An 18,853-nucleotide genomic window follows, 5' to 3' on the forward strand; every position below is an offset into this window, starting at 1 on the left:
CTCAAAAAGAGACCTTGTCCGCGCCCTTGAGCGCGAGGATCGCGCGCGCCTCGTCGGGCGTCGCGACCTCGAGGCCCAGGCCCTCGACGATGGCGCACGCCTGGCGCACCTGCTGCGCATTCGACTCGGCGAGCCGCCCCTTGCCGGCCCACAGCGAGTCCTCCAGGCCAACGCGCACGTTGCCGCCTTGCGCCGCGCCCATCGCCACCAGCGGCATCTGGCTGCGACCGGCGCCGAGCACCGACCAGCGGTAGTTGTCGCCGAACAGCCGGTCGGCCGTGCGTTTCATGTGCTGCACGTCCTCGGGATGCGCACCGATGCCGCCCAGCAGCCCGAACACGGTCTGGATGAACAGCGGCGCCTGCACCAGGCCCTCCTGCCAGAAGTGGTGCAGGTTGTAGAGATGGCTGGTGTCGTAGCACTCGAACTCGTAGCGCGTACCGGTCTCGTTGAGCGTGCGCAGCGCGTAGCCGATGTCCTTGAAGGAGTTGCGGAACACCAGGTCGCGCGAGTTCTCCAGCATCTCCGACTCCCAGGCGTGCTTGAAGTCCTTGAAGCGCTTGAGCATCGGAAACAGGCCGAAATTCATCGAGCCCATGTTCAGGCTCGCTACCTCGGGCTTCCAGACGGCGGCCGGGCGAATGCGCTCCTCCACCGACATGAAGGGCGAGCCGCCTGTGGTCAGGTTCACAACCACGTTGGAGCGGCGCTTGATCTCGTGCAAGAAAGACTCGAAGGCTCCGGGCGACTGGTCGGGCCGGCCGTCGGCGGGCTTGCGCGCATGCAGGTGCACGATGGCCGCTCCAGCCTCGGCGGCGCCGATGGCCGCCTCGGCGATCTCCTCGGCCGTCACCGGCAGGTGCGGCGACATCGAGGGCGTGTGGATCGAACCCGTGACGGCACAGGTGATGATGACTTTGCGTTCAGGCATGCATACTTCCTTCGGATGGAGGTGATTCGCTGAAGTGGTCGGGGCGACCGGCGGTCCAGAGTTCGCCCCACAGGCGCCCGCCTCCGTCGACGGTCATGACCTCGCCGGTCATGAAGCTGGCGGCCGGACTCGCGAGGAACACGGCCGACTCGGCGATCTCGCGCAGGCTGCCCGGTCGGCGCAGCGGATTGGCGCGATGGAATTCGCGGCGCGCCTCGGGCGGATAGACCTCCAGCCCTTCGCTGGCCGTCAGCCCCGGCGCGAGGCAGTTGACGCGCACGCCCAGCGGCGCCCATTCGACGGCCACCGTGCGCGTGGCGCCGATCACGCCGGCACGCGCCGCGATCGAATGCGCGATACCCGGGATGCCGCGCTCGACGACGGCCACCACGTTGACGATCGCGCCGGGCGCCGCGGCGTCGCGCCAGTGGCGCGCGGCCGCCTGCATCATGTGCCAGGTACCGTTGAGGTTGGTGTCGATCACCGCGTTCCAACCCTTGGCCGAGAAGTCGATCGCCGGCTGCGGGTACTGTCCGCCGGCGTTGTTGACCACCGCCGTCAAAGTGCCGCACTCCGAGGCAATGCGCGCGAACAGCGCTTCCACCTGCTGCGGGTCGCGCACATTGGCCGCGATGGGCAGCATGCGCGCACCCTTCTCCTTCGCGAAGGCGGTCACCTGGTCGAGCTTTTCCTGCGTGCGCCCGGAGACGATCACCTGCGCGCCGAGCCGCGCGAACAGCAGCGCGATGGCGCGGCCGATGCCGCTGCCGCCGCCCGACACGAGCACGCTGCGGCCCTCGAACAGGCTCGCGTGATAGACCGTCGGCTCTGCCCAGAGCGATTCAGCCATCGATGCCGCGATCGAGTTCGCGCTTGAAGCCGACGGCGTGGAGATGCTCGCGCTCATGGCCGTCACCCGCGCAGCAGTTCGCCGCTGATGATCAGCTTGCGCACTTCGGTCGTACCGGCGCCGATCTCCAGCAGCTTGATTGACCTATAGAGCCGATTGATCTCGGATTCCCAGATGTAGCCATAGCCGCCATGCACCTGCACGGCTTCGTCGAGCACCGCATTCATGGTGTTGGCGGCGAACATGACGGAGGCGGCCGTCAGCTTGTGAATCTCGCCGCGGCCCGCGTCGCCACCGTGCAGCGCACTGACCGCCCGCAGGGTTTGGTAGGTGAACAGCCGCATGGCCTCCACCCCGACGTACATCTTCGCCAGCTTGTCCTGGATCATCTGGAAGTTGCCGATCGACTGGCCGAACTGCTGGCGCGTGCGCGCGTACTCGATGCTCAGCTCCAGCGCGCGCTCGGCGATGCCCAGGCACAGCGGCGCGATCATGGCGCGCTCGAGGTCAAGCCCGCTCATCACCACCTTGACGCCGGTGTTCTCCTCGCCGATGCGGTTGACGGCCGGCACGCGGCAGTTGTCGAACACCAGCTCGCCGGTCTGGCTGCCGCGAAAGCCCATCTTTTCGAGCTTCTGCGCCACGCGGAAGCCCGGCGCGTCCTTGTCGACCAGGAAGGCCGAGATACCACGCGAGCCCAGCGATCTGTCGGTCTTGGCATACACCAACAGCACGTCGGCGACCGGCCCGTTGGTGATGAAGATCTTCGTGCCGTTGAGCACGTAGTCGTCGCCGTCGCGCACCGCCGTCGTGCGCATCGAGCCCAGCGCGTCGGAGCCCGCGCCCGGCTCGGTCAGCCCGAGGGCACCGACCCGCTGACCGCTGCACATGCCGGGCACGTAGCGCGCCTTCTGCTGCTCGTCGGCGTTGCGCAGCACGTTGTGCAGGCACAGGTTCTCGTGCGCCACCCAGCTCAGGGCCAGCGCGTGGTTCCAGCGCGCAAAGGCCTGCAGGACGAGGCCGCTCGTGAACAGACTCAGCCCGGCACCACCCAGCGCTTCCGGCGCGGTGATGCCGAAGTAGCCGTTGGCACCGATTTTCACGAACGCCTCGGCCGGCCACCATTCCTCGTCGTCCATGCGCTGTGCCAGCGGGTAGAGCTCGGCCTTGGCGAAGCGGTCGGCCTGCGACAGCATTTCCACCTCGTCGTCGGACAGGCCACTGAAGACCTGTGCGATCGGGCGTTGGGCTGCGGACAAAACACTCTCGGACATCGGTACTCCAGACGGTCGGCGGCCGAAGACGGCGCCTTGTTCACAAGCTTCCACTGCGAAGCGTTAATTGAGTCAGCCTCATAAAGTTACCACCACATGCGCCATCTTCGACTGGGGAAAACCATCATGTGATTAAATGAGTTGAACTCAATAATGAAAATCCGACGGGCCGAAGGCTCGCAAATATGGAGTGCAAGTGCAAAAAGACTGGCCGTTCGATTCGGTACTGATCGCCAACCGGGGCGAGATCGCGCTTCGCATCGTTCGCAGCGTGCAGCGGCTGGGACTCAAGGCGGTGGTGGTCCACCACGCCGTCGATGCCTCGTCGCTCGCGGTGCGCCACGCCGACGCGGCGGTCGAGATCCACGGCAGCACGCCGGTGGCCGCCTACCTCGACGGGGCGCAGATCATCGAGGCTGCCGGGCAGTCGGGGGCAGGCGCCGTCCACCCCGGCTACGGCTTCCTGTCGGAGAACGCCGGCTTCGCGCGCGCCTGTCAGGCGGCCGGACTGGTGTTTGTGGGACCCGCGCCGGAAGTCATCGACCTGATGGGCGACAAGGTCACGGCCCGCGCCTTCGTCGCGCGCAGCGGCTTTCCGGTCGCGCCGTCGGCCATCGAAGACGACGACCCGGCCAGCTTCGTCGAGCGTGCCCGCGCGGTGAGTTTTCCCCTGCTCATCAAGCCGGCGGCCGGCGGCGGCGGCAAGGGCATGCGCATCGTGCGCGATCCGAAGCTGCTGGCCCCGGAGATCGAACGCGCGCGCAGCGAAGGCCAGCGCTACTTCGGCGACGGCCGCCTGTACGTCGAGCGCTTCGTCGAGAACCCGCGCCACATCGAGGTCCAGGTACTCGGGGACAGCCACGGCAATGTGCTCCACCTCTTCGAGCGCGAATGTTCGGTCCAGCGGCGCTTCCAGAAGATCGTGGAGGAGACGCCCTCCCCGGCACTGACGCCCGAACTGCGCCGCGACATCTGCGCGACAGCGGCCGGCATCGCGCGCAGCGCCAAGTACAGCAACGCGGGCACCGTGGAGTTCATCTACGGTGACGGCGTCTTCTACTTCCTCGAGATGAACACGCGGCTGCAGGTCGAGCATCCGGTGACCGAAGAACTCCTGGGTCTCGATCTGGTCGAGCAGCAACTCCGCGTGGCGGCCGGAGAGCGGCTGGGCTTCGGGCAGGACGACCTGCGGCCCCAAGGCCACGCAATCGAATTCCGCGTCTATGCCGAAGACCCCGCCGCCGGCTACCTGCCGACCACCGGCGCGATCCTCGCGTTGCACGAGCCCGACGGGCCTGGTGTGCGCATCGACGCCGGCATCGCGGCCGGGCAGGACGTCACGGCCGCCTTCGACCCGATGCTGGCCAAGCTGATCGTCTCCGGCGCGACGCGCGCGGCAGCGATCGAACGTGCGCAGCAAGCCCTGCGCGACTATGTGCTGCTCGGCTGCAAGACCAACATCGGCTTCCTGCGGCGGCTGCTGTCGCATCCCGCATTCGCAGCCGGCGAGATCCACACCGGCTTTCTCGACGCACACCCGGAGGTCGCCGCCGAGCCCGCACTCGACACGGCCAAGCTGCACAAGCTGCTGGCTGTCGCAGCACTGGCCTCGCGGCCCGTGCGCGACGCGGCCGATGCCGTGCCCACCTTGCATGCCGCCATCGGCGCCTGGAGGAATTGATGGCCCATGCATTCCACCTGCTCGGCGCCGAACACGAAGTCTGGCTCGCGCGCGCGGGCACCACCTACCGGCTGCACGTCGGCGATGGGAGTCTGGCCGTGGCCATGTCGCCGCGCGGCGACCATGCGCACGAACTGATCTTGCACGACGACAGCCACCGAGTGTTCGTCGCACGGCGCGGCGACGACGTCCACATCCACCTCGACGGCGACACCTACCTGCTGCACTACTCGCACAGCCTGGCGCGCTTCGCCGACCAGACGGTCGACGAAGGCGAGGCCGTCGCGCGCGCGCCGATGCCCGGCTCGGTGATCTCCGTCGCCGTACAGCAAGGCGAAGTCGTGCAGCGCGGACAGGCACTGCTCGTGATCGAGAGCATGAAGATGGAAACGACGATCAACGCCAGTTGCGATGGCGTCGTCCAGGCCCTGCACGTCGGCCTGGGCCAGACCTTTGAACGTGACGCTCCGCTGGTGACACTGGAGCGAGGAACAGCAGCGCCATGAAACGCATCGACTCTGCACTCAACACGCGCTCTGCCGACTTCCAGGCCAACCGCCAGCACAATCTGGCGCTGGTGGAAGGGCTGCGGCAGCAACAGGCCAGCGTGCGCCACGTCCGCCCGGAGCGTGACATGGAGCGCCTGGCCCGGCAGAACAAACTCTTCGTGCGCGAGCGGCTGCAGCAGTTGCTCGACCCCGGAACGCCCTTCCTGGAACTCTCCACCCTCGCCGCCAACGCGGACTACGACGGCGAGGTGCCGGGCGCCGGCGTGGTCACCGGCATCGGCGTCGTCAGCGGGCGCGAGGTGATGGTGAACGCATCGGACGCCAGCGTCAAAGGCGGCGCCTGGTACCCGCTGTCGGTCAAGAAGATCGTGCGCGCCACCGACATCGCGGTCGAGAGCCGGCTGCCGATGGTCCACCTGTGCGACAGCGCCGGCGGCTTCCTGCCGCTGCAGGCCGATCTCTTTCCGGACCGCCACAACGCCGGGCGCATCTTCCGCAACCAATCCATCCTCTCGAAGATGGGCGTGCCGCAGGTCTCCATCGTGCTAGGCCATTGCACGGCCGGCGGCGCCTACGTGCCGGCGCTGTCGGACTACAGCGTCATCGTGCGCGGCAACGGCGCCATCTTCCTCGGCGGCCCGCCGCTGGTGAAGGCGGCCACGGGCGAAGAAGTCAGCGCCGACGAGCTAGGCGGCTGCGACGTGCACACGCGGATCTCGGGGACCGCCGACTATCCGGCCAGCAACGAATACGAAGCCATCGCCATCGCGCGCGATGTGGTCGCGCAATGGAAGCGCCCGGTCAAGGCCGACGTGCAATGGCAGGAGCCCGAGGCCCCCCTCTACGACCCGCAGGAGCTGTACGGCATCATCCCGCGCGACATCAAGGTGCAGTTCGACATGCGCGAGATCATCGCGCGCATGGTCGACGGCAGCCGCTTCCACGAGTACCAGCCGGCCTACGCGCCCACGCTGCTGTGCGGCTTCGCGAACCTGTGGGGATACAAGGTCGGCATCCTGGCCAACAACGGCGTGCTGTTCAACGAGAGCGCGCAAAAGGGCACGCACTTCATCGAGCTGTGCAATCAGAACCGCACGCCGCTGATCTTCCTGCAGAACATCACCGGCTTTATGGTCGGGCGCGACTACGAGCGCCGCGGCATCACCAAGGACGGCGCCAAGATGATCATGGCGGTGGCGGGCTCCGAGGTGCCCAAGTTCACCGTGATCTGCAACGGCTCCTTCGGCGCGGGCAACTACGGCATGTCGGGCCGGGCCTTCGATCCACGCTTCCTGTTCATGTGGCCACAGAGCCAGATCTCGGTGATGGGGGCCGAGCAGGCGGCCAACGTGCTGGCCGACGTGAAGTTGCGGCAGCTGGCTCGCACGGGCGCGAACCTGAGCCTCGAGGAAGTCGCGGCCATCCGCGACCCGGTGCTGGAGGACTACCGCCGCCAGTCGAGCGCGCTCTATTCCACCTCGAAGATCTGGGACGACGGCATCCTCGACCCGGTCGACACGCGCAACGCACTGGGTATCGCGATCTCGGCGGCGCTGAACCAACCGATCGCGCCGCCCAGCTACGGCGTGTTCCGCATTTGAGGCCGATGGTGTCCGAAGACGACGCGCGAGTCCATGCCGCACGGCCCGAAACCGGCGTGGCGGTGCTGACGCTGCGCCGCAAAGCAGGGCCGAACGTCATCGACGGCGCCTTCTGCGAAGGGCTGAGCAGCGCCTGCGACTCCTTCGCTAAAGACGATACCCTGCATGCGGTGCTGCTGCGTGCCGAGGGACCGGCCTTCTGCGTCGGCGCCGACATCGACCAGATGCGAGCCCGCCTGGACGACCTCCCGGTCTACCTCAGCGAGTTGATCGACCAGGCGCATGCGGCGGTGCTGGCGCTCAGCGGCCTGCCGGTGCCGGTCATCGCTTGCGTACACGCCGTGGCCGCCGGCGGCGGCTTCTCGCTGGCGCTCGCTTGCGACAGCGTGATCGCGTCGCGCTCGGCGCGCTTCGTCGTCGCCTATCCGCAGCTCGGCGCCACGCCGGACACCGGTTTCACGCATTCGCTCGCGGCGCGGGTCGGTCCGCACCGCGCGCTGGAGATCTGCCTTTCGCCGGCACCCCTGGGGGCCGAGCTGGCGCATCGGCTTGGCATCGTCAGCGAACTGGTCGATGAAGGGGGGCTCGATGATGCAGGCCTGGCGGCCGCCCGGCGCCTGGCCGCGCTGCCGCGTCTGGCGGTGGCCGGCGCGAAGGCCCTGCTCCAGGCCAGCGCACTGCCGGCCCTTGAGGAACGCCTGCGGCGCGAGAAGGAATGGTTCCTCCGCTGCGCTCGCACAGAGGTGCTGCGCGAGCGCGTGCGCGCCTTTGCGCAGCGCACCACCGGCGCCGCACATTGAACATTTTCAAGGAGCAAGACGATGGCAGGCCACTGGTTCGAGGAGTTCAGCGTCGGACAGGCGTTCGAGCACGAGATACGCCGCACCGTCACCGAAGCGGACAACATGTGGTTCAGCAATGCGACCTGCAATCCGGCCGCGATCCACATCGACGCCGAATACTGCAAGGGCACCGAGTTCGGCCGCCCACTGGTCAACAGCATCTTCACGCTCGGGCTGGTGATAGGCCTGTCGGTGCAGGATACGACGCTGGGCACGACGGTAGCGAACCTTGGCATGACCGACACACGCTTTCCCTTCCCAGTATTCGCCGGCGACACGATCCGCTCGCGCACCATCGTGAAGGAGCTGCGCGAAAGCAAATCGCGCCCGAACGCGGGCATCGCGACCTTCCTGCATCAGGGCTTCAACCAGCGCGATGAAGAGGTCTGTTCCTGCACACGGCAAGCGCTGATGCTCAGGAGGCCGGCGTGAGCAGTTTCAAGCTTCGCTCGATGCTGTTCGTCCCGGCCGACAGCGAACGCAAGCTCGCCAAATCAGTGGAGAGCGAGGCAGATGTGCTGATCCTCGACCTCGAGGATTCAGTGGCGGATTCGCGAAAGGCCGGTGCGCGGGGCAGCGCGGCCGCGTTCATCGGTGCGCAGGCAGCCACATTGGCCTCGCGGCTCTTCGTGCGCATCAACCAGCTCGACACGGCGCTGGCGATGGATGATCTGGCCGTGGTTGTCATCCGGGGCTTGGCCGGCATTCTGCTGCCCAAGATCCGCAGCGCCGCGGACATCGTCCACCTCGGCCATTGCCTGGATGTGCTGGAAGCGCGCGCCGGCATCGTGCCGGGCACCATCCGCATCGTGCCGGTTGCGACCGAGACGCCGCAGGCGATTCTCGGCATGCAGTCATTCAGCACGCCCCTGCCACGGCTGGCTGGCCTGACCTGGGGCGCCGAGGACCTTTCGACGGCCGTCTGCGCGGTCTCCAACCGCGAGGAAGATGGCGCGGATTCGCCGCTGTACACGCTGGCCAACTCGCTGTGCTTGTGCGCCGCGGCCGCAGCTGGCGTGCCGGCGATCGATACGCTTCACGCCGACTTCCGCGACGCCGCAGGTCTCGAGGCCGCCTGCCGAGTGTCGCGTCGTCGCGGTTTCCGTGGGCGCATCGCGATCCATCCCGACCAGGTGGCAACGATCAACGCGGCCTACTCGCCGACAGAGGCCGAACTGGCGCATGCGCGCCGCATCGTTGACGCCTTCGCCGCACAGCCGGAGGCCGGCACGCTCAGCATTGACGGGCAGATGGTGGACAAGCCCCATCTCACGCAGGCAGTGCGGACCCTGGGTCTTGCGGCATGAACGCCCGGCCCGAGCCGCATAGTAAGCTCCGCTCGAAGACAACAGGCGCAATATTGCACCCTATGAAGATCAGCACAAAGCGACCGCGCGTCAAGAGCGAAAAGGCCGACAAGCGCGCCACGGACAGCGCGCTCGCCCCGCTGTCGGAGCGGCGCCAGCGCCGCGCCAACGAGATCCTCGCCGCCGCGCGCGAGGTGTTTCTGGAAAAAGGCTTCCAGGGCACCTCCGTCAGCGAGATCGCGAGCCGCGTCGGCATCGTCGAAGGCCTGGTATTCAGTTATTTCCCGACCAAGCGCGACCTGCTCCACGAAGTGCTGCGCGAGCTCTACGAGCCACTGATCCGAGATGTCGGCGAGGGCTACGCGCGGCTCCGGGGCCTGCGCGCGCGCCTGCGCTTCATCATCTGGCGCCACGTGCGCGTCTACGTCGAGACGCCAGGCCTCGCCAAGCTGGTGCTGCACGAGGTGCGCACCGGTCCCGAATACACGAGCTCCGGCCTGCACGCGCTTCACGTGCGATACACGCAGTACGTCAGGCTCGCGCTCGAGGATGCGGCCCGGGATGGCGAACTCGGCGCCTCCGTCGACGTCGAATTCGTGCGTTCGATGCTCTACGGTGGGCTGGAGCACCTGATGTGGCCCGTGCTCTTCGGCACGCAGCGCGTCGACGTGGAGCTCGTCGCCGACCGCTATACCGACCTCATGCTGCGAGGCTTGCAACCTGCGCAGGAGCTCCGCGAGGACAACATGGAGTCGCGACTCGCGCGACTCGAGGCACTGGTCACCAAGGCCACGCAGCGAAAATCCTCCTGACCCTCTTCTGAATCTCACTCAAAGGCCGCCGGCGACATCGCCCGCGGCCTTTCTCATTCGGGAACCTCCAAGGCAAACTAAGTGTTTGCACCTAAGGCTCATTCATTTTTTTGACTTAGACTCAAATTGTCGCGAGCCGAAGCTGGCCGATGGCTGTTGACAGTCTTCGAACCTAAAACGAGCTCGACTCAAACAATCGCGCCCTGACACGGCGGTACTGGAACGGAGACAGCGTGAGCGCAACGGAATCCGGGAGCCCTGTGGTCCTCGAATGCGAGGGCATCGAACGCTCGTTCGGCGGCCTGAAGGCGCTCAAGGGCGTGAGCTTCGCCGTTCGCCAGGGCGAGATCTTCGGGCTCGTGGGCCCGAACGGCAGCGGCAAGACGACCATGATCAACGTCGTCACCGGCTTCTACCCGCCGCAGGCAGGCCGCGTGCACCTCTTCGGCCAGGACATCACCGGCATGCGGCCCTACCGCATCGCGCAGCAGGCCGTGGCGCGCACCTTCCAGAACCTCGCACTCTTTCGCGGCATGAGCGTGCTCGACAACATCCTGCTCGGTCGCCACGTCCACATGCGCCCGAGCGCGCTGGCCTCGCTGTGCTACTGGGTCTGGGCGGCGCGCGAGGAAACGGCGCACCGCCGCGTCGTCGAGGAGATCATCGATTTCATGCAGTTGCAGGACATCCGCGACGAACCGATCGAGTCGATCCCGCCAGGCCTGCAGAAGAGCGTTGAACTGGCGCGCGCCCTCGCCTCGGAGCCGAAGTTCCTGATCCTCGATGAGCCGATGGCCGGCATGAACCAGGAGGAGAAGGAATACCTCGCGCGCTACATCCTCGATGCGCGCGACGAGCGTGGCGTTTCCATCCTCCTGATCGAGCACCACATGGACGTGGTCACCTCGCTGTGCGACCAGGTGCTCGTCCTCAGCTACGGCGAGGCCATCGCGCAAGGACCGGCCCGCGAGGCGATCTCGTCGCCGGCCGTGGTCGAAGCCTATCTGGGCCATCGAGCAGCGCAGCGCGCGGGGGCGATCGCATGAGTGCCACCCGAACGAGCGAAGGCGCTCGCCTCCGCTTTCAGGAGGGGGCAGGGGCGGCAGACGAAGTGGCGCAGTCTGGCGGAGAAGGCCGTGCAACCGAACTGCGCACGCGCCTCGTTGCCGCCAGCGAACGCTGGCAAGGCGGCAGCGAAGGCGAACCCGCATCGTTGATCGCGGCCATGGCGCACAACGTGCTCGCGTATCCAGCGCGCGTCGCGGTGCGCGAGCGCGATCGCGGCATCTGGGTCGAACACGACTGGGTGGCGATCCTCGGCGACGTGATCGCCCTGGCCGCCGGACTCCAGGAAGCCGGCGTGCGGCCCGGCCACGCGGTGATGGTGATCGGCGACAACCGTCTGCGACTGTACGAGGCGATGCTCGCCACCATGGCGCTGTGCGCCTTCCCCGCCCCCATCTATCCCGACGTTCCGCCGTCGGAGCTCAAGCACTACAGCCAGTTGGGCCACCCGGAGGTGGCCATCGTCGAAGACCAGGAGCAGGTCGACAAGCTGCTGGAGTTGCGCAAGCACAGCGACGGCCAGCCGCGCACCATCGTCTACCACGACCCGCGCGGTCTCAAGGCTTGCAACGAGCCGGGGCTTGTCTCGCTGGAGGCGCTTCTCGAGCGTGGACGCGCACGGCTGGGCCGCGAGCCGGCGCTCATCGACGCACTGATGATGCAGGCGACGGCGCGGGACACGGCCGTGCTGCTTCACTCCTCGGGCACCACGGGCATGCCCAAGGGCATTCCGCTGAGTCAGGCGAACATCATCGGCGGCGTGCGCAACGCGGCCGCCGCGGGCTACTTCCGGCTGCACGAGGAGCACTACGCCTACCTGCCGATGGCCTGGGTCGGCGACTTCGTCTTCACGCTCGGCGCGGGACTGGTGCTGGCCTTCACGATCAACATTCCCGAGCGCCAGGAGACGGTGCTGCACGATCTGCGCGAGGTGGCGCCCACGATGTATCTTGCGGCGCCGCGCGCCTGGGACCACATGCTCACGCGCGTGCAGGTCGGCATGGCCGAGTCGACGCGCTTCAAGCGCTTTCTTTACGAGTGGTTCATGGGCCGCGCCATCGAGGTCGAGCGACGGCGCCTGGACGGGCACGCGCCAAACATTGGCGAACGCTTCGTGCGGCAGCTCGGCGAATGGCTGGTCTTCGCGCCGATCCGGGACATCCTGGGCCTCTCGCGCGCGCGGCGTGCCTACACGGGGGGCGAGGCGCTCGGAGAAGACACGTTCCTGACCTTTCGCGCACTGGGCATCAACCTGCGTCAGTTCTACGGACAGACCGAAACAGCGGCGCTCACGGCCGCCCAGGGCGATGGCGATGTCAAGCTGCACACCGTCGGCCGGCCGATGCCCAACGTCGAGGTGCGCATCGACGAGCGCGGCGAGATCCTGGTCCGATCGACCTCGGTGTTCGACGGTTACTACGAGAACCCCGACGCTACGGCCGAGGCATTGCACGAAGGCTGGCTCTCAACGGGCGACACCGGCTACTTCGAGCCTGACGGGCAACTGGTCGTACTGGGCCGCGTCAGCGAGGTCATGCACACCGCGGGCGGCGAGCGCTTCGTTCCGAACTACATCGAGAACCGGCTCAAGTTCAGCCCCTACATCCGCAATGCGGCCGTGATCGGTGCGGGCCGCGAGCGCCTCGGCGCGCTGGTATGCATCGACTTCGAGGCGGTGGGCCACTGGGCCGAAGAACGCGCCCTCCCCTACACCTCCTATGCGGATCTTTCACAACGCCCGGAGGTGGTGGCGCTGATCGCAGGCGTGTTCGAGCGCGTCAACCGCGTGCTCAAGCCGGAGCTGGCCTTGCGCCGCTTCGTCAACCTGCCCAAGGATTTCGATGCCGACGACGGCGAGATCACGCGCACCCGCAAGCTGCGCCGCCGCACGGTCGAGGAGCGCTATGCGGTGGTGATCGAGGCACTGTATGGCGCTGCCGAGACGGTCGATTTCGACACCGCCATCACCTACGAAAGCGGCCAGACCAGCGCGATGCGCCGCACCTTGCAACTCAAGAGGGTCGACTGATGGACATCCTGCTGTATGCGGAACTCACGATCAATGGCGCCCTGGTGGGCCTGATGTACGCGCTCGTGGCGCTGGGCATCGTGCTGGTCTACAAGGCCTCGGGCTATGCCAACTTGGCGCAGGGGGCCTTCGCGATGGCGGGCGGCTACGCCTGCCTGCTGATCACGACGGCACTCGGGCTGCCGGTCTGGGCCGCAGCCCTGCTGTCGCTGGTGGTGCTGTTCTTGGCGGGCATGCTGGTCGAGCGCCTTCTGCTGCGTCGCATGATCGGCCAGCCCGTGGTGATGGTCATCATGCTCACGCTCGGTCTCGAGATCCTGTTGCGCGGACTGGTTCCTGGGTTGCTGGGCTCCTCGGTGAAGCGGCTGGACCTGGGGATCCCGCAGGCGCCGGTGCTGCTGGGCGACATCCTGGTCAACCGCGCCTATCTCGCGGGCGGCCTGATCGCCCTGGTGCTGATCGTTGGCTCGATGGCCTTCTTCAACTCGCCGCTGGGCGTGCGCATGCGTGCGGTGTCGGACGACAAGATTGCGGCCTGGTCGGTCGGCATCCGGGTCGAGCACGTGATCGCGGTCGCCTGGGGCCTGGCGGGCGTGTCCGCCGGGGCCGCGGGCATCCTCTGGGGCTCGGTGCAGGGCGTCGACTGGACACTGTCGCTACTGCTGCTCAAGGCGCTCGCGATCGCGATCCTCGGCGGGCTCGACAGCGTGCCGGGCGTGCTGGTCGCCGGCCTCGTGATCGGCATCGCGGAGAGCATCGCGGCCGGCGTGCTGGACCCGCTCCTGGGCGGCGGCACACGCGACATCGTTGCCTCGGTCTTCATTCTGCTGACGGTGCTGGTGCGGCCATACGGCCTGTTCGGCAGCGAGCACATCGAACGGGTCTGACACCATGTTCTACCGCGCCGCCGGCATCCGCCACGTCAACTACCTGCAGGCGCGCAAGCTCTGGCCGCTGCCGGCCGACCGAGCGACGCTCGGCATCATCGCGGCGCTGTTCCTCACGGCGCCCTGGCTGTTGAGCGCCCTGTACCTGAACTCCTACCTGACGCCGCTGCTGCTGTGGACCAGCGCGGCACTGGGCCTGAACCTGCTGATGGGCGGCGCGGGCCAGGTCCACCTGGGCTACGGCGCGGTGATGGCGATCGGCGCATACGGCACCGTGCATATGACGCGCGCGGGCCTGCCCTTCGAGCTGGCGCTGCTGCTGGGCGGCACGCTGGCGGCGCTGGTGGGCACCGTGTTCGGTGCGGCGGCGCTGCGGGTCAAGGGCCTGTACCTCGCGGTGTCCACGCTGGCGCTGCAGTACCTGACCGACTTCGTCATCGTGCACGTGCCAGCGATCAGCGGCGGCTCGCAGGCCTCGCTGCAGGTGCCGGTGCTGCGGCTGCTGGGCATGCCGGTCACGTCCGACGCCGGGATGTACTTCGTCGCGCTGGGCGTCTGCGCGCTGCTGACGGTCTGGATGCTCAACATCCGGCGCACCAGCTTCGGCCGCGCGTTGGCGGCGATCCGCGAGAAGGACTACGCGGCGGAGATCCTCGGCGTGAGCGCCTTCCGCTACAAGCTGCTGGCCTTCTGGGTCAGCTCCTTCATCGGCGGCATCGTCGGCGCGCTGTACGCCTTCTGCTACTACAAGGCGGTGTCGCCCGAGCAGTTCCACATCGAGCTGTCGATCCAGCTGCTCGCCACCGTCATCGTCGGCGGCCTGGGCAGCGTGCTGGGCTGCTACTTCGGCGCGGCGCTGATCCTGCTCGCGCCGCCCCTGCTCAACAACGCACTGGCAGCGCTGTCGCGCCAGTACGGCGGCACGATCGGCAGCGACCTGCTGACCCATGCGCCGCTGATCCTCTACGGCGCGCTGATCGTCAGCTTCCTGCTCTTCGAGCCGCTCGGGCTGGCCAAGATCTACGACAACGTGCGCAAAAGCCTGCTGGTCTGGCCTTTCCGACACACGCGGCGCCAGTGAGCAGGGCGTGACGCACGAGCCTTTCGACAAACCAGCAGCCAACCGTCGCCAGGGCGCCCGCCTGGACGGTTCGGGCGCCCCGGGACGGGTGCCCTGGCAACTCTGACCGGGCGAACAAGGAGACAGACATCATGACGGTTGACAGACGACAGTTCGTGGCGGCCGGCGCGGCGACCGCTCTCATCGGCGCCCTGCCGCACACGCGCGCCCAGGCGCAGGAAAAGATCATCAAGTTCGGCATGGCGCAGGACTTCACGGTCGTCTACACCTTCGTGACCGCCGAATACAGCCAGGGCCAGCGCGATTACTTCTCGCTGGTCAACGAGCGCGGTGGCGTGAGCGGCTGGAAGATCGCGGCCGACATCGTCGACACGGGCAACGCGCCGCAGCGCGGCATCGAGGCCTACGAGCGCTTCAAGCGCAACGGCGTCGTGCTGGTCGACCCGCTGTCCACGCCGGTGAGCCGGGCGCTCGTCTCGCGCGCGCTGCAGGACAAGATCAACTTGGTGACCACTTTCTCGGGGCGCAGCGACGCCGCCGACGGTACGAGTACATGGCGCGCCAGGACAAGGACCTCAAGGGCAAGAAGATCGCCTTCGTCCACATCGACACGCCCTACGGCCGGGAACCTCTGCCCCTCCTGCAGGCGTTGGCCAAGCGCCGCGGCTTCGAACTGCTGCCCTTCCCCTATGCGCCGCCCGGCAACGAGCAGTCGGCCGTCTGGACGCAGCTGCGGCGCGCGCGGCCGGACTGGACTTTGATCTGGGGCGGCGGCGTCGGCCAGACGGTGTCGCTCAAGGAGGCCTTGCGCAATGGCATCGCGCCCGATCGCATCGCGTCCGTCGTGTGGCTGTCGGAGTCGGACATGAAGGTGGTCGGACCCGATCAAGTCAAGGGCGTCCTCAAGTTCGAAGGCGCAGCCGCAGGCAGCGAACCCAAGTTGATCCAGGACATCCTTCGCGACGTCGTCGGCAAGGGCAAAGGTGCGGGCTCGCGCGAGATGGTCGGTACCACCTACTACAACATCGGTGTGATGGCCGCTGCGGTCATGGTCGAGGGCGTGCGCCGGGCGCTCGAAGTGACCAAAGGCGGGCCGGTCACCGCGGAAGCCCTCAACGAAGGGCTGCGCAGCATCAAGAACTTCACCGCCGACGGACTGATTCCGCCGCTGACGACGAGCAAGACCGATCACCAGGGCGGCGGCATGGGCCGCGTCGCCCAATGGGACGGCAGCCGCTGGGTGCCCAAGAGCGACTGGCTCGCGAGCGACCAGGACGTGGTCTGGCAACTGATCCGCGCCTCGTCGGAAGAGTTCAAGAAGACGGGAACCTGAGATGCCCCTCCTGGCGCTCAACAACGTCGAGGTCGTCTACGACAACGTGTCGCTGGCCGTCAAGGGCGTCTCCATCGACATCGAGGCGCGCGGGCTGGTCGCGCTGCTCGGCGCGAACGGCGCGGGCAAGAGCACCGTGCTCAAGGCGATCAGCGGCCTGCTGAGCGCCGAGCGCGGCCAGGTGAGCGGAGGTGGCATCACCTTCGATGGCGCTGACCTGCTGGGCCTCGGCGCGCCCGAGCGCGTGCGCCGGGGCATCGCCCACGTGCTCGAAGGCCGGCGCGTCTTCGAGCACCTGACGCCAGCTGAGAACCTGCTCGCCGCATCGTCGATGCACCGCGACCGTGGCCATGTCAGCGAATTGATGGACAAGGTGATGGCCTGGTTCCCGCGCTTGGCGCAGAGGGCGGGATCGCCGGCGGGCTATCTCTCCGGCGGCGAACAGCAGATGCTGGCCATTGGCCGCGCCCTGATGACCGAACCGCGCCTGCTGATGCTCGACGAACCCAGCCTCGGCCTGGCGCCGCTGCTGGTCGACGAGATCTTCGACATCGTGCGGCGCATCAACGCCGACGCGGGGCTGTCGGTGCTGCTGGTGGAGCAGAACGCCGTTGCGGCGCTCGGCATCGCGCAGCGAGCCTACCTGATCGAGAATGGACGGGTCGTCATGACCGGCAGCGCCGATTCCTTGAGCAGCAATCCCGACGTTCAGGAGTTCTATCTTGGGGGCGCGCAGGGTCAGCAGAAGGATTACCACGCCGTGAAGCACTACCGCCGGAGAAAGCGGTGGCTGACATAAGCAACAGCGGGATCTCCATCTCTGGAATGGTTCATTCTTGCGGGCGATCGCGCAAGGACTCTGCAACCTGAAGCTCGCCAATGAATATTTCCCAGGCTCCAACGCCGCCTCCGGACCTCGCGCAGCGCAGCATTGCCGCGATCTGGCACCCCTGCACGCAGATGAAGCGTACCGATACGGTGCCACCCCTGGACGGGGTAGACGTACTTTTTATGCAAATCGGTGCGCTTTGCCTGGAAACCCAATATCCATGCGGCTTCCCGGCTGACGCCGCATCGCCAGCCCACGATCGCCCTCCCCTGCCGGACGCCAAACCGGTACATTGATGCTCCGCACCGTCGACCCCCAGCCATGCCGTCCTTCGCCTTGCGATTCGTCGGTCAGGAAGCCCTGCCTTCCCGGCTGAGCGAATTCGACCGCGATCAGTTCTTCGAACTCACGCCGGCGGACGTTGCGGCGATCCGGGACCAGTTCCGCACCGACCATCGCCTGCCGGCCGCCTTGATGGTCATGTTTATGCGCGTCGCGGGTCGACCCCTGAACGGCTTCAACGTGCTGCCGCGCAATCTGCTGAAGCACACGGCCAGGATGGTTGGTGTCGCGCCGCCGTCGATCGCAGCGCTGCGATCGCCTTGCCGCGCAGCGAGTGACAGAAGACTTACACCACTTCCTGGGACATCAACCGATTTTCGTCGGAGCCGTCAACGGGACGGCACTCAAGCTACTGGCAGCCGGACTCTGTCGCAGCCGTTGCATAGGGCGTCTTTGCGGCCGCGTCGCCTTTTCTGCCTGGGACCGTGCTGCCCTTTCCTGACGCAAGAGGAAGCCCTCTGCTTCCATCCAAGGGGATTCTCGCGACCAGTATGGATGATTATTTGTCATCCCTCATGTTTCGAGCCCAATGCGACGCCTCGAGCCGATGGCAATACGCGCGCAACGCGTGTCGGTCGGGCTATGCCGCCCCACCCTCCCCCTTCAACCCCACCGGGCGGCGGTCGGTTATGGCCTGGCCAAGCCCTGCAGCGCCGGCGCCGTCACGACGCGATCCGCGTCGCGCAGGATCAGCCATGCCGCCGCTGGATTCTTTCCCGCCGCGCGGTTGCGCCCTCGTCTTGGTCCAAGCGACGCGGCACTCCTCGAACCGCAAGGACTCGCCCCAGGTCGCGCGCGCTTGTTCGCGTCTCGAACAAGCGCCACAAGAAGTAAATGCTCACTGTTTTACAGGGTGCCGATTTTTCACCTGGTATTCCAGCGTTATGCACGGCACCGGAGAGCTTTTCCCGCTTGCGACGGCGGGTCGAGTGCACAACCGCGGCGAGGCGATCGAACGGGCGCCATGGGGTGAAGGCGGCCGCTGCAATCTTCCTTCACCGGCCTTGGCCCACTAGAGGTCATGCGCGTCGGCCACAGGCAGAAGCGGCCGTGTGATTTAAGACACGATTTGCAGACCTGCCGGAACTGTCCAGCTTTTAATCGGGGCGACTTCCACAAGCCATGAGTTCAAAGATGGGCGAGTTGCGGCGGCGTTGGAAAGGGGTCCGCGGCCATGGCTTCAGGCGAGAGTTGACGGCCGCGCGGCCGCTCGGCTCGCAACTAGATCGCTACGACGGCCCCGAAGCTCTACACCGCGAGGATCAACGGTCCGCGCTCGGCGACGACTTGCATATAGGCGGCGTGGAGAAAGTGGAGGAATGCTGGGCCCTCCAGGGATGGAACTGTGCAATCCCGCCATCGAATAGGCGCCCAGAATGGGAAAAGGCCCACGGCGCGAACGCCAGGGCCATGGTGAAGGGAAGAGCAGGCGGAGCTCAGGGTGCGCCGGGCTTGGTGGGCGCGAAGGCGGTCCGTGCAC

General features: G+C 67.0%; 17 protein-coding genes and 1 pseudogene. 15 read left to right on the top strand and 3 right to left on the bottom strand.

Annotation, left to right across the window (positions count from 1 at the left end):
• Position 1: 1 nt before the first annotated feature.
• From ACSQ89_RS30460 to ACSQ89_RS30470, 3 genes are read right to left on the bottom strand one after another with little or no spacing between them, the layout of a single operon-like run.
• Positions 2 to 931 carry a 3-keto-5-aminohexanoate cleavage protein gene (locus ACSQ89_RS30460; RefSeq protein ID WP_436296750.1) on the bottom strand — a complete coding sequence of 310 codons (930 nt, stop codon included), beginning with the start codon at positions 929 to 931 and terminating at the stop codon, positions 2 to 4.
• Entirely contained in the window at positions 924 to 1,838 is a 915-nt protein-coding gene (locus ACSQ89_RS30465; RefSeq protein WP_436296751.1) for an SDR family oxidoreductase, read from the bottom strand. The genes ACSQ89_RS30460 and ACSQ89_RS30465 overlap by 8 nt, the downstream gene beginning before the upstream one ends.
• A 5-nt stretch (positions 1,839 to 1,843) precedes the next feature.
• The gene (locus tag ACSQ89_RS30470) at positions 1,844 to 3,055 is read right to left on the bottom strand and encodes an acyl-CoA dehydrogenase family protein (RefSeq protein WP_436296752.1); all 1,212 of its coding nucleotides are present in this window, start codon (positions 3,053 to 3,055) and stop codon (positions 1,844 to 1,846) included.
• A gap of 196 nt (positions 3,056 to 3,251) precedes the next feature.
• Between ACSQ89_RS30470 and ACSQ89_RS30475 the strand changes: the two genes are divergently transcribed.
• The 15 genes and pseudogenes from ACSQ89_RS30475 to ACSQ89_RS30545 all read left to right on the top strand — a co-directional run bounded on the left by ACSQ89_RS30475 (position 3,252) and on the right by ACSQ89_RS30545 (position 18,207).
• Positions 3,252 to 4,736, top strand: a complete 1,485-nt coding sequence (locus ACSQ89_RS30475) for an acetyl-CoA carboxylase biotin carboxylase subunit (RefSeq protein WP_436296753.1) — start codon at positions 3,252 to 3,254, stop codon at positions 4,734 to 4,736.
• The gene (locus ACSQ89_RS30480) at positions 4,736 to 5,242 is read left to right on the top strand and encodes a biotin/lipoyl-containing protein (RefSeq protein WP_436296754.1); all 507 of its coding nucleotides are present in this window, start codon (positions 4,736 to 4,738) and stop codon (positions 5,240 to 5,242) included. The genes ACSQ89_RS30475 and ACSQ89_RS30480 overlap by 1 nt, the downstream gene beginning before the upstream one ends.
• Positions 5,239 to 6,846: an acyl-CoA carboxylase subunit beta gene (locus ACSQ89_RS30485; protein ID WP_436296755.1), complete on the top strand. Its 1,608-nt coding sequence runs from the start codon at positions 5,239 to 5,241 to the stop codon at positions 6,844 to 6,846. Before ACSQ89_RS30480 ends, ACSQ89_RS30485 begins: the two co-directional genes overlap by 4 nt.
• Positions 6,847 to 6,854: 8 nt before the next feature.
• A complete protein-coding gene (locus tag ACSQ89_RS30490) occupies positions 6,855 to 7,646 on the top strand; it encodes an enoyl-CoA hydratase/isomerase family protein (RefSeq protein ID WP_436296756.1) in 792 nt (263 codons plus the stop codon).
• Positions 7,647 to 7,667: 21 nt separating this feature from the next.
• Positions 7,668 to 8,120, top strand: a complete 453-nt coding sequence (locus ACSQ89_RS30495; RefSeq protein ID WP_436296757.1) for a MaoC family dehydratase — start codon at positions 7,668 to 7,670, stop codon at positions 8,118 to 8,120.
• Between the two features lie 20 nt (positions 8,121 to 8,140).
• Entirely contained in the window at positions 8,141 to 8,995 is an 855-nt protein-coding gene (locus ACSQ89_RS30500; RefSeq protein WP_436297263.1) for an HpcH/HpaI aldolase/citrate lyase family protein, read from the top strand.
• A 62-nt stretch (positions 8,996 to 9,057) separates the two neighbouring features.
• The gene (locus ACSQ89_RS30505) at positions 9,058 to 9,807 is read left to right on the top strand and encodes a TetR/AcrR family transcriptional regulator (RefSeq protein WP_436296758.1); all 750 of its coding nucleotides are present in this window, start codon (positions 9,058 to 9,060) and stop codon (positions 9,805 to 9,807) included.
• A 233-nt stretch (positions 9,808 to 10,040) separates the two neighbouring features.
• A complete protein-coding gene (locus ACSQ89_RS30510; protein WP_436296759.1) occupies positions 10,041 to 10,853 on the top strand; it encodes an ABC transporter ATP-binding protein in 813 nt (270 codons plus the stop codon).
• On the top strand, positions 10,850 to 12,901 hold the full coding sequence (locus tag ACSQ89_RS30515) for an AMP-dependent synthetase/ligase (protein WP_436296760.1): 2,052 nt from the start codon (positions 10,850 to 10,852) through the stop codon (positions 12,899 to 12,901). Before ACSQ89_RS30510 ends, ACSQ89_RS30515 begins: the two co-directional genes overlap by 4 nt.
• Complete coding sequence (locus tag ACSQ89_RS30520; RefSeq protein WP_436296761.1) at positions 12,901 to 13,788, top strand: branched-chain amino acid ABC transporter permease; 888 nt, start codon at positions 12,901 to 12,903, stop codon at positions 13,786 to 13,788. Before ACSQ89_RS30515 ends, ACSQ89_RS30520 begins: the two co-directional genes overlap by 1 nt.
• Positions 13,789 to 13,792: 4 nt before the next feature.
• The gene (locus ACSQ89_RS30525; RefSeq protein ID WP_436296762.1) at positions 13,793 to 14,869 is read left to right on the top strand and encodes a branched-chain amino acid ABC transporter permease; all 1,077 of its coding nucleotides are present in this window, start codon (positions 13,793 to 13,795) and stop codon (positions 14,867 to 14,869) included.
• A gap of 239 nt (positions 14,870 to 15,108) precedes the next feature.
• Positions 15,109 to 15,390 (top strand): annotated as a pseudogene (locus ACSQ89_RS30530) (ABC transporter substrate-binding protein); the annotation flags it as partial.
• Between the two features lie 32 nt (positions 15,391 to 15,422).
• A complete protein-coding gene (locus tag ACSQ89_RS30535) occupies positions 15,423 to 16,202 on the top strand; it encodes an ABC transporter substrate-binding protein (protein ID WP_436296763.1) in 780 nt (259 codons plus the stop codon).
• A 1-nt stretch (position 16,203) separates the two neighbouring features.
• The gene (locus tag ACSQ89_RS30540; protein ID WP_436296764.1) at positions 16,204 to 17,001 is read left to right on the top strand and encodes an ABC transporter ATP-binding protein; all 798 of its coding nucleotides are present in this window, start codon (positions 16,204 to 16,206) and stop codon (positions 16,999 to 17,001) included.
• Between the two features lie 351 nt (positions 17,002 to 17,352).
• Complete coding sequence (locus ACSQ89_RS30545; RefSeq protein ID WP_436296765.1) at positions 17,353 to 18,207, top strand: DUF4158 domain-containing protein; 855 nt, start codon at positions 17,353 to 17,355, stop codon at positions 18,205 to 18,207.
• Positions 18,208 to 18,853 lie beyond the last annotated feature (646 nt).

It is taken from the genome of Variovorax sp. LjRoot175, assembly GCF_964253805.1.
In the GTDB taxonomy this organism is placed as follows: Bacteria; Pseudomonadota; Gammaproteobacteria; order Burkholderiales; family Burkholderiaceae_C; genus Variovorax.

Coding starts and splice junctions, on each gene's coding strand:
- ACSQ89_RS30460 (WP_436296750.1), bottom strand. CDS start 931: ATGCCTGAACGCAAAGTCATCATCACCTGTGCCGTCACGGGTTCGATC.
- ACSQ89_RS30465 (WP_436296751.1), bottom strand. CDS start 1,838: ATGAGCGCGAGCATCTCCACGCCGTCGGCTTCAAGCGCGAACTCGATC.
- ACSQ89_RS30470 (WP_436296752.1), bottom strand. CDS start 3,055: ATGTCCGAGAGTGTTTTGTCCGCAGCCCAACGCCCGATCGCACAGGTC.
- ACSQ89_RS30480 (WP_436296754.1), top strand. CDS start 4,736: ATGGCCCATGCATTCCACCTGCTCGGCGCCGAACACGAAGTCTGGCTC.
- ACSQ89_RS30485 (WP_436296755.1), top strand. CDS start 5,239: ATGAAACGCATCGACTCTGCACTCAACACGCGCTCTGCCGACTTCCAG.
- ACSQ89_RS30495 (WP_436296757.1), top strand. CDS start 7,668: ATGGCAGGCCACTGGTTCGAGGAGTTCAGCGTCGGACAGGCGTTCGAG.
- ACSQ89_RS30500 (WP_436297263.1), top strand. CDS start 8,141: ATGCTGTTCGTCCCGGCCGACAGCGAACGCAAGCTCGCCAAATCAGTG.
- ACSQ89_RS30505 (WP_436296758.1), top strand. CDS start 9,058: ATGAAGATCAGCACAAAGCGACCGCGCGTCAAGAGCGAAAAGGCCGAC.
- ACSQ89_RS30515 (WP_436296760.1), top strand. CDS start 10,850: ATGAGTGCCACCCGAACGAGCGAAGGCGCTCGCCTCCGCTTTCAGGAG.
- ACSQ89_RS30520 (WP_436296761.1), top strand. CDS start 12,901: ATGGACATCCTGCTGTATGCGGAACTCACGATCAATGGCGCCCTGGTG.
- ACSQ89_RS30525 (WP_436296762.1), top strand. CDS start 13,793: ATGTTCTACCGCGCCGCCGGCATCCGCCACGTCAACTACCTGCAGGCG.
- ACSQ89_RS30535 (WP_436296763.1), top strand. CDS start 15,423: ATGGCGCGCCAGGACAAGGACCTCAAGGGCAAGAAGATCGCCTTCGTC.
- ACSQ89_RS30540 (WP_436296764.1), top strand. CDS start 16,204: ATGCCCCTCCTGGCGCTCAACAACGTCGAGGTCGTCTACGACAACGTG.
- ACSQ89_RS30545 (WP_436296765.1), top strand. CDS start 17,353: ATGCCGTCCTTCGCCTTGCGATTCGTCGGTCAGGAAGCCCTGCCTTCC.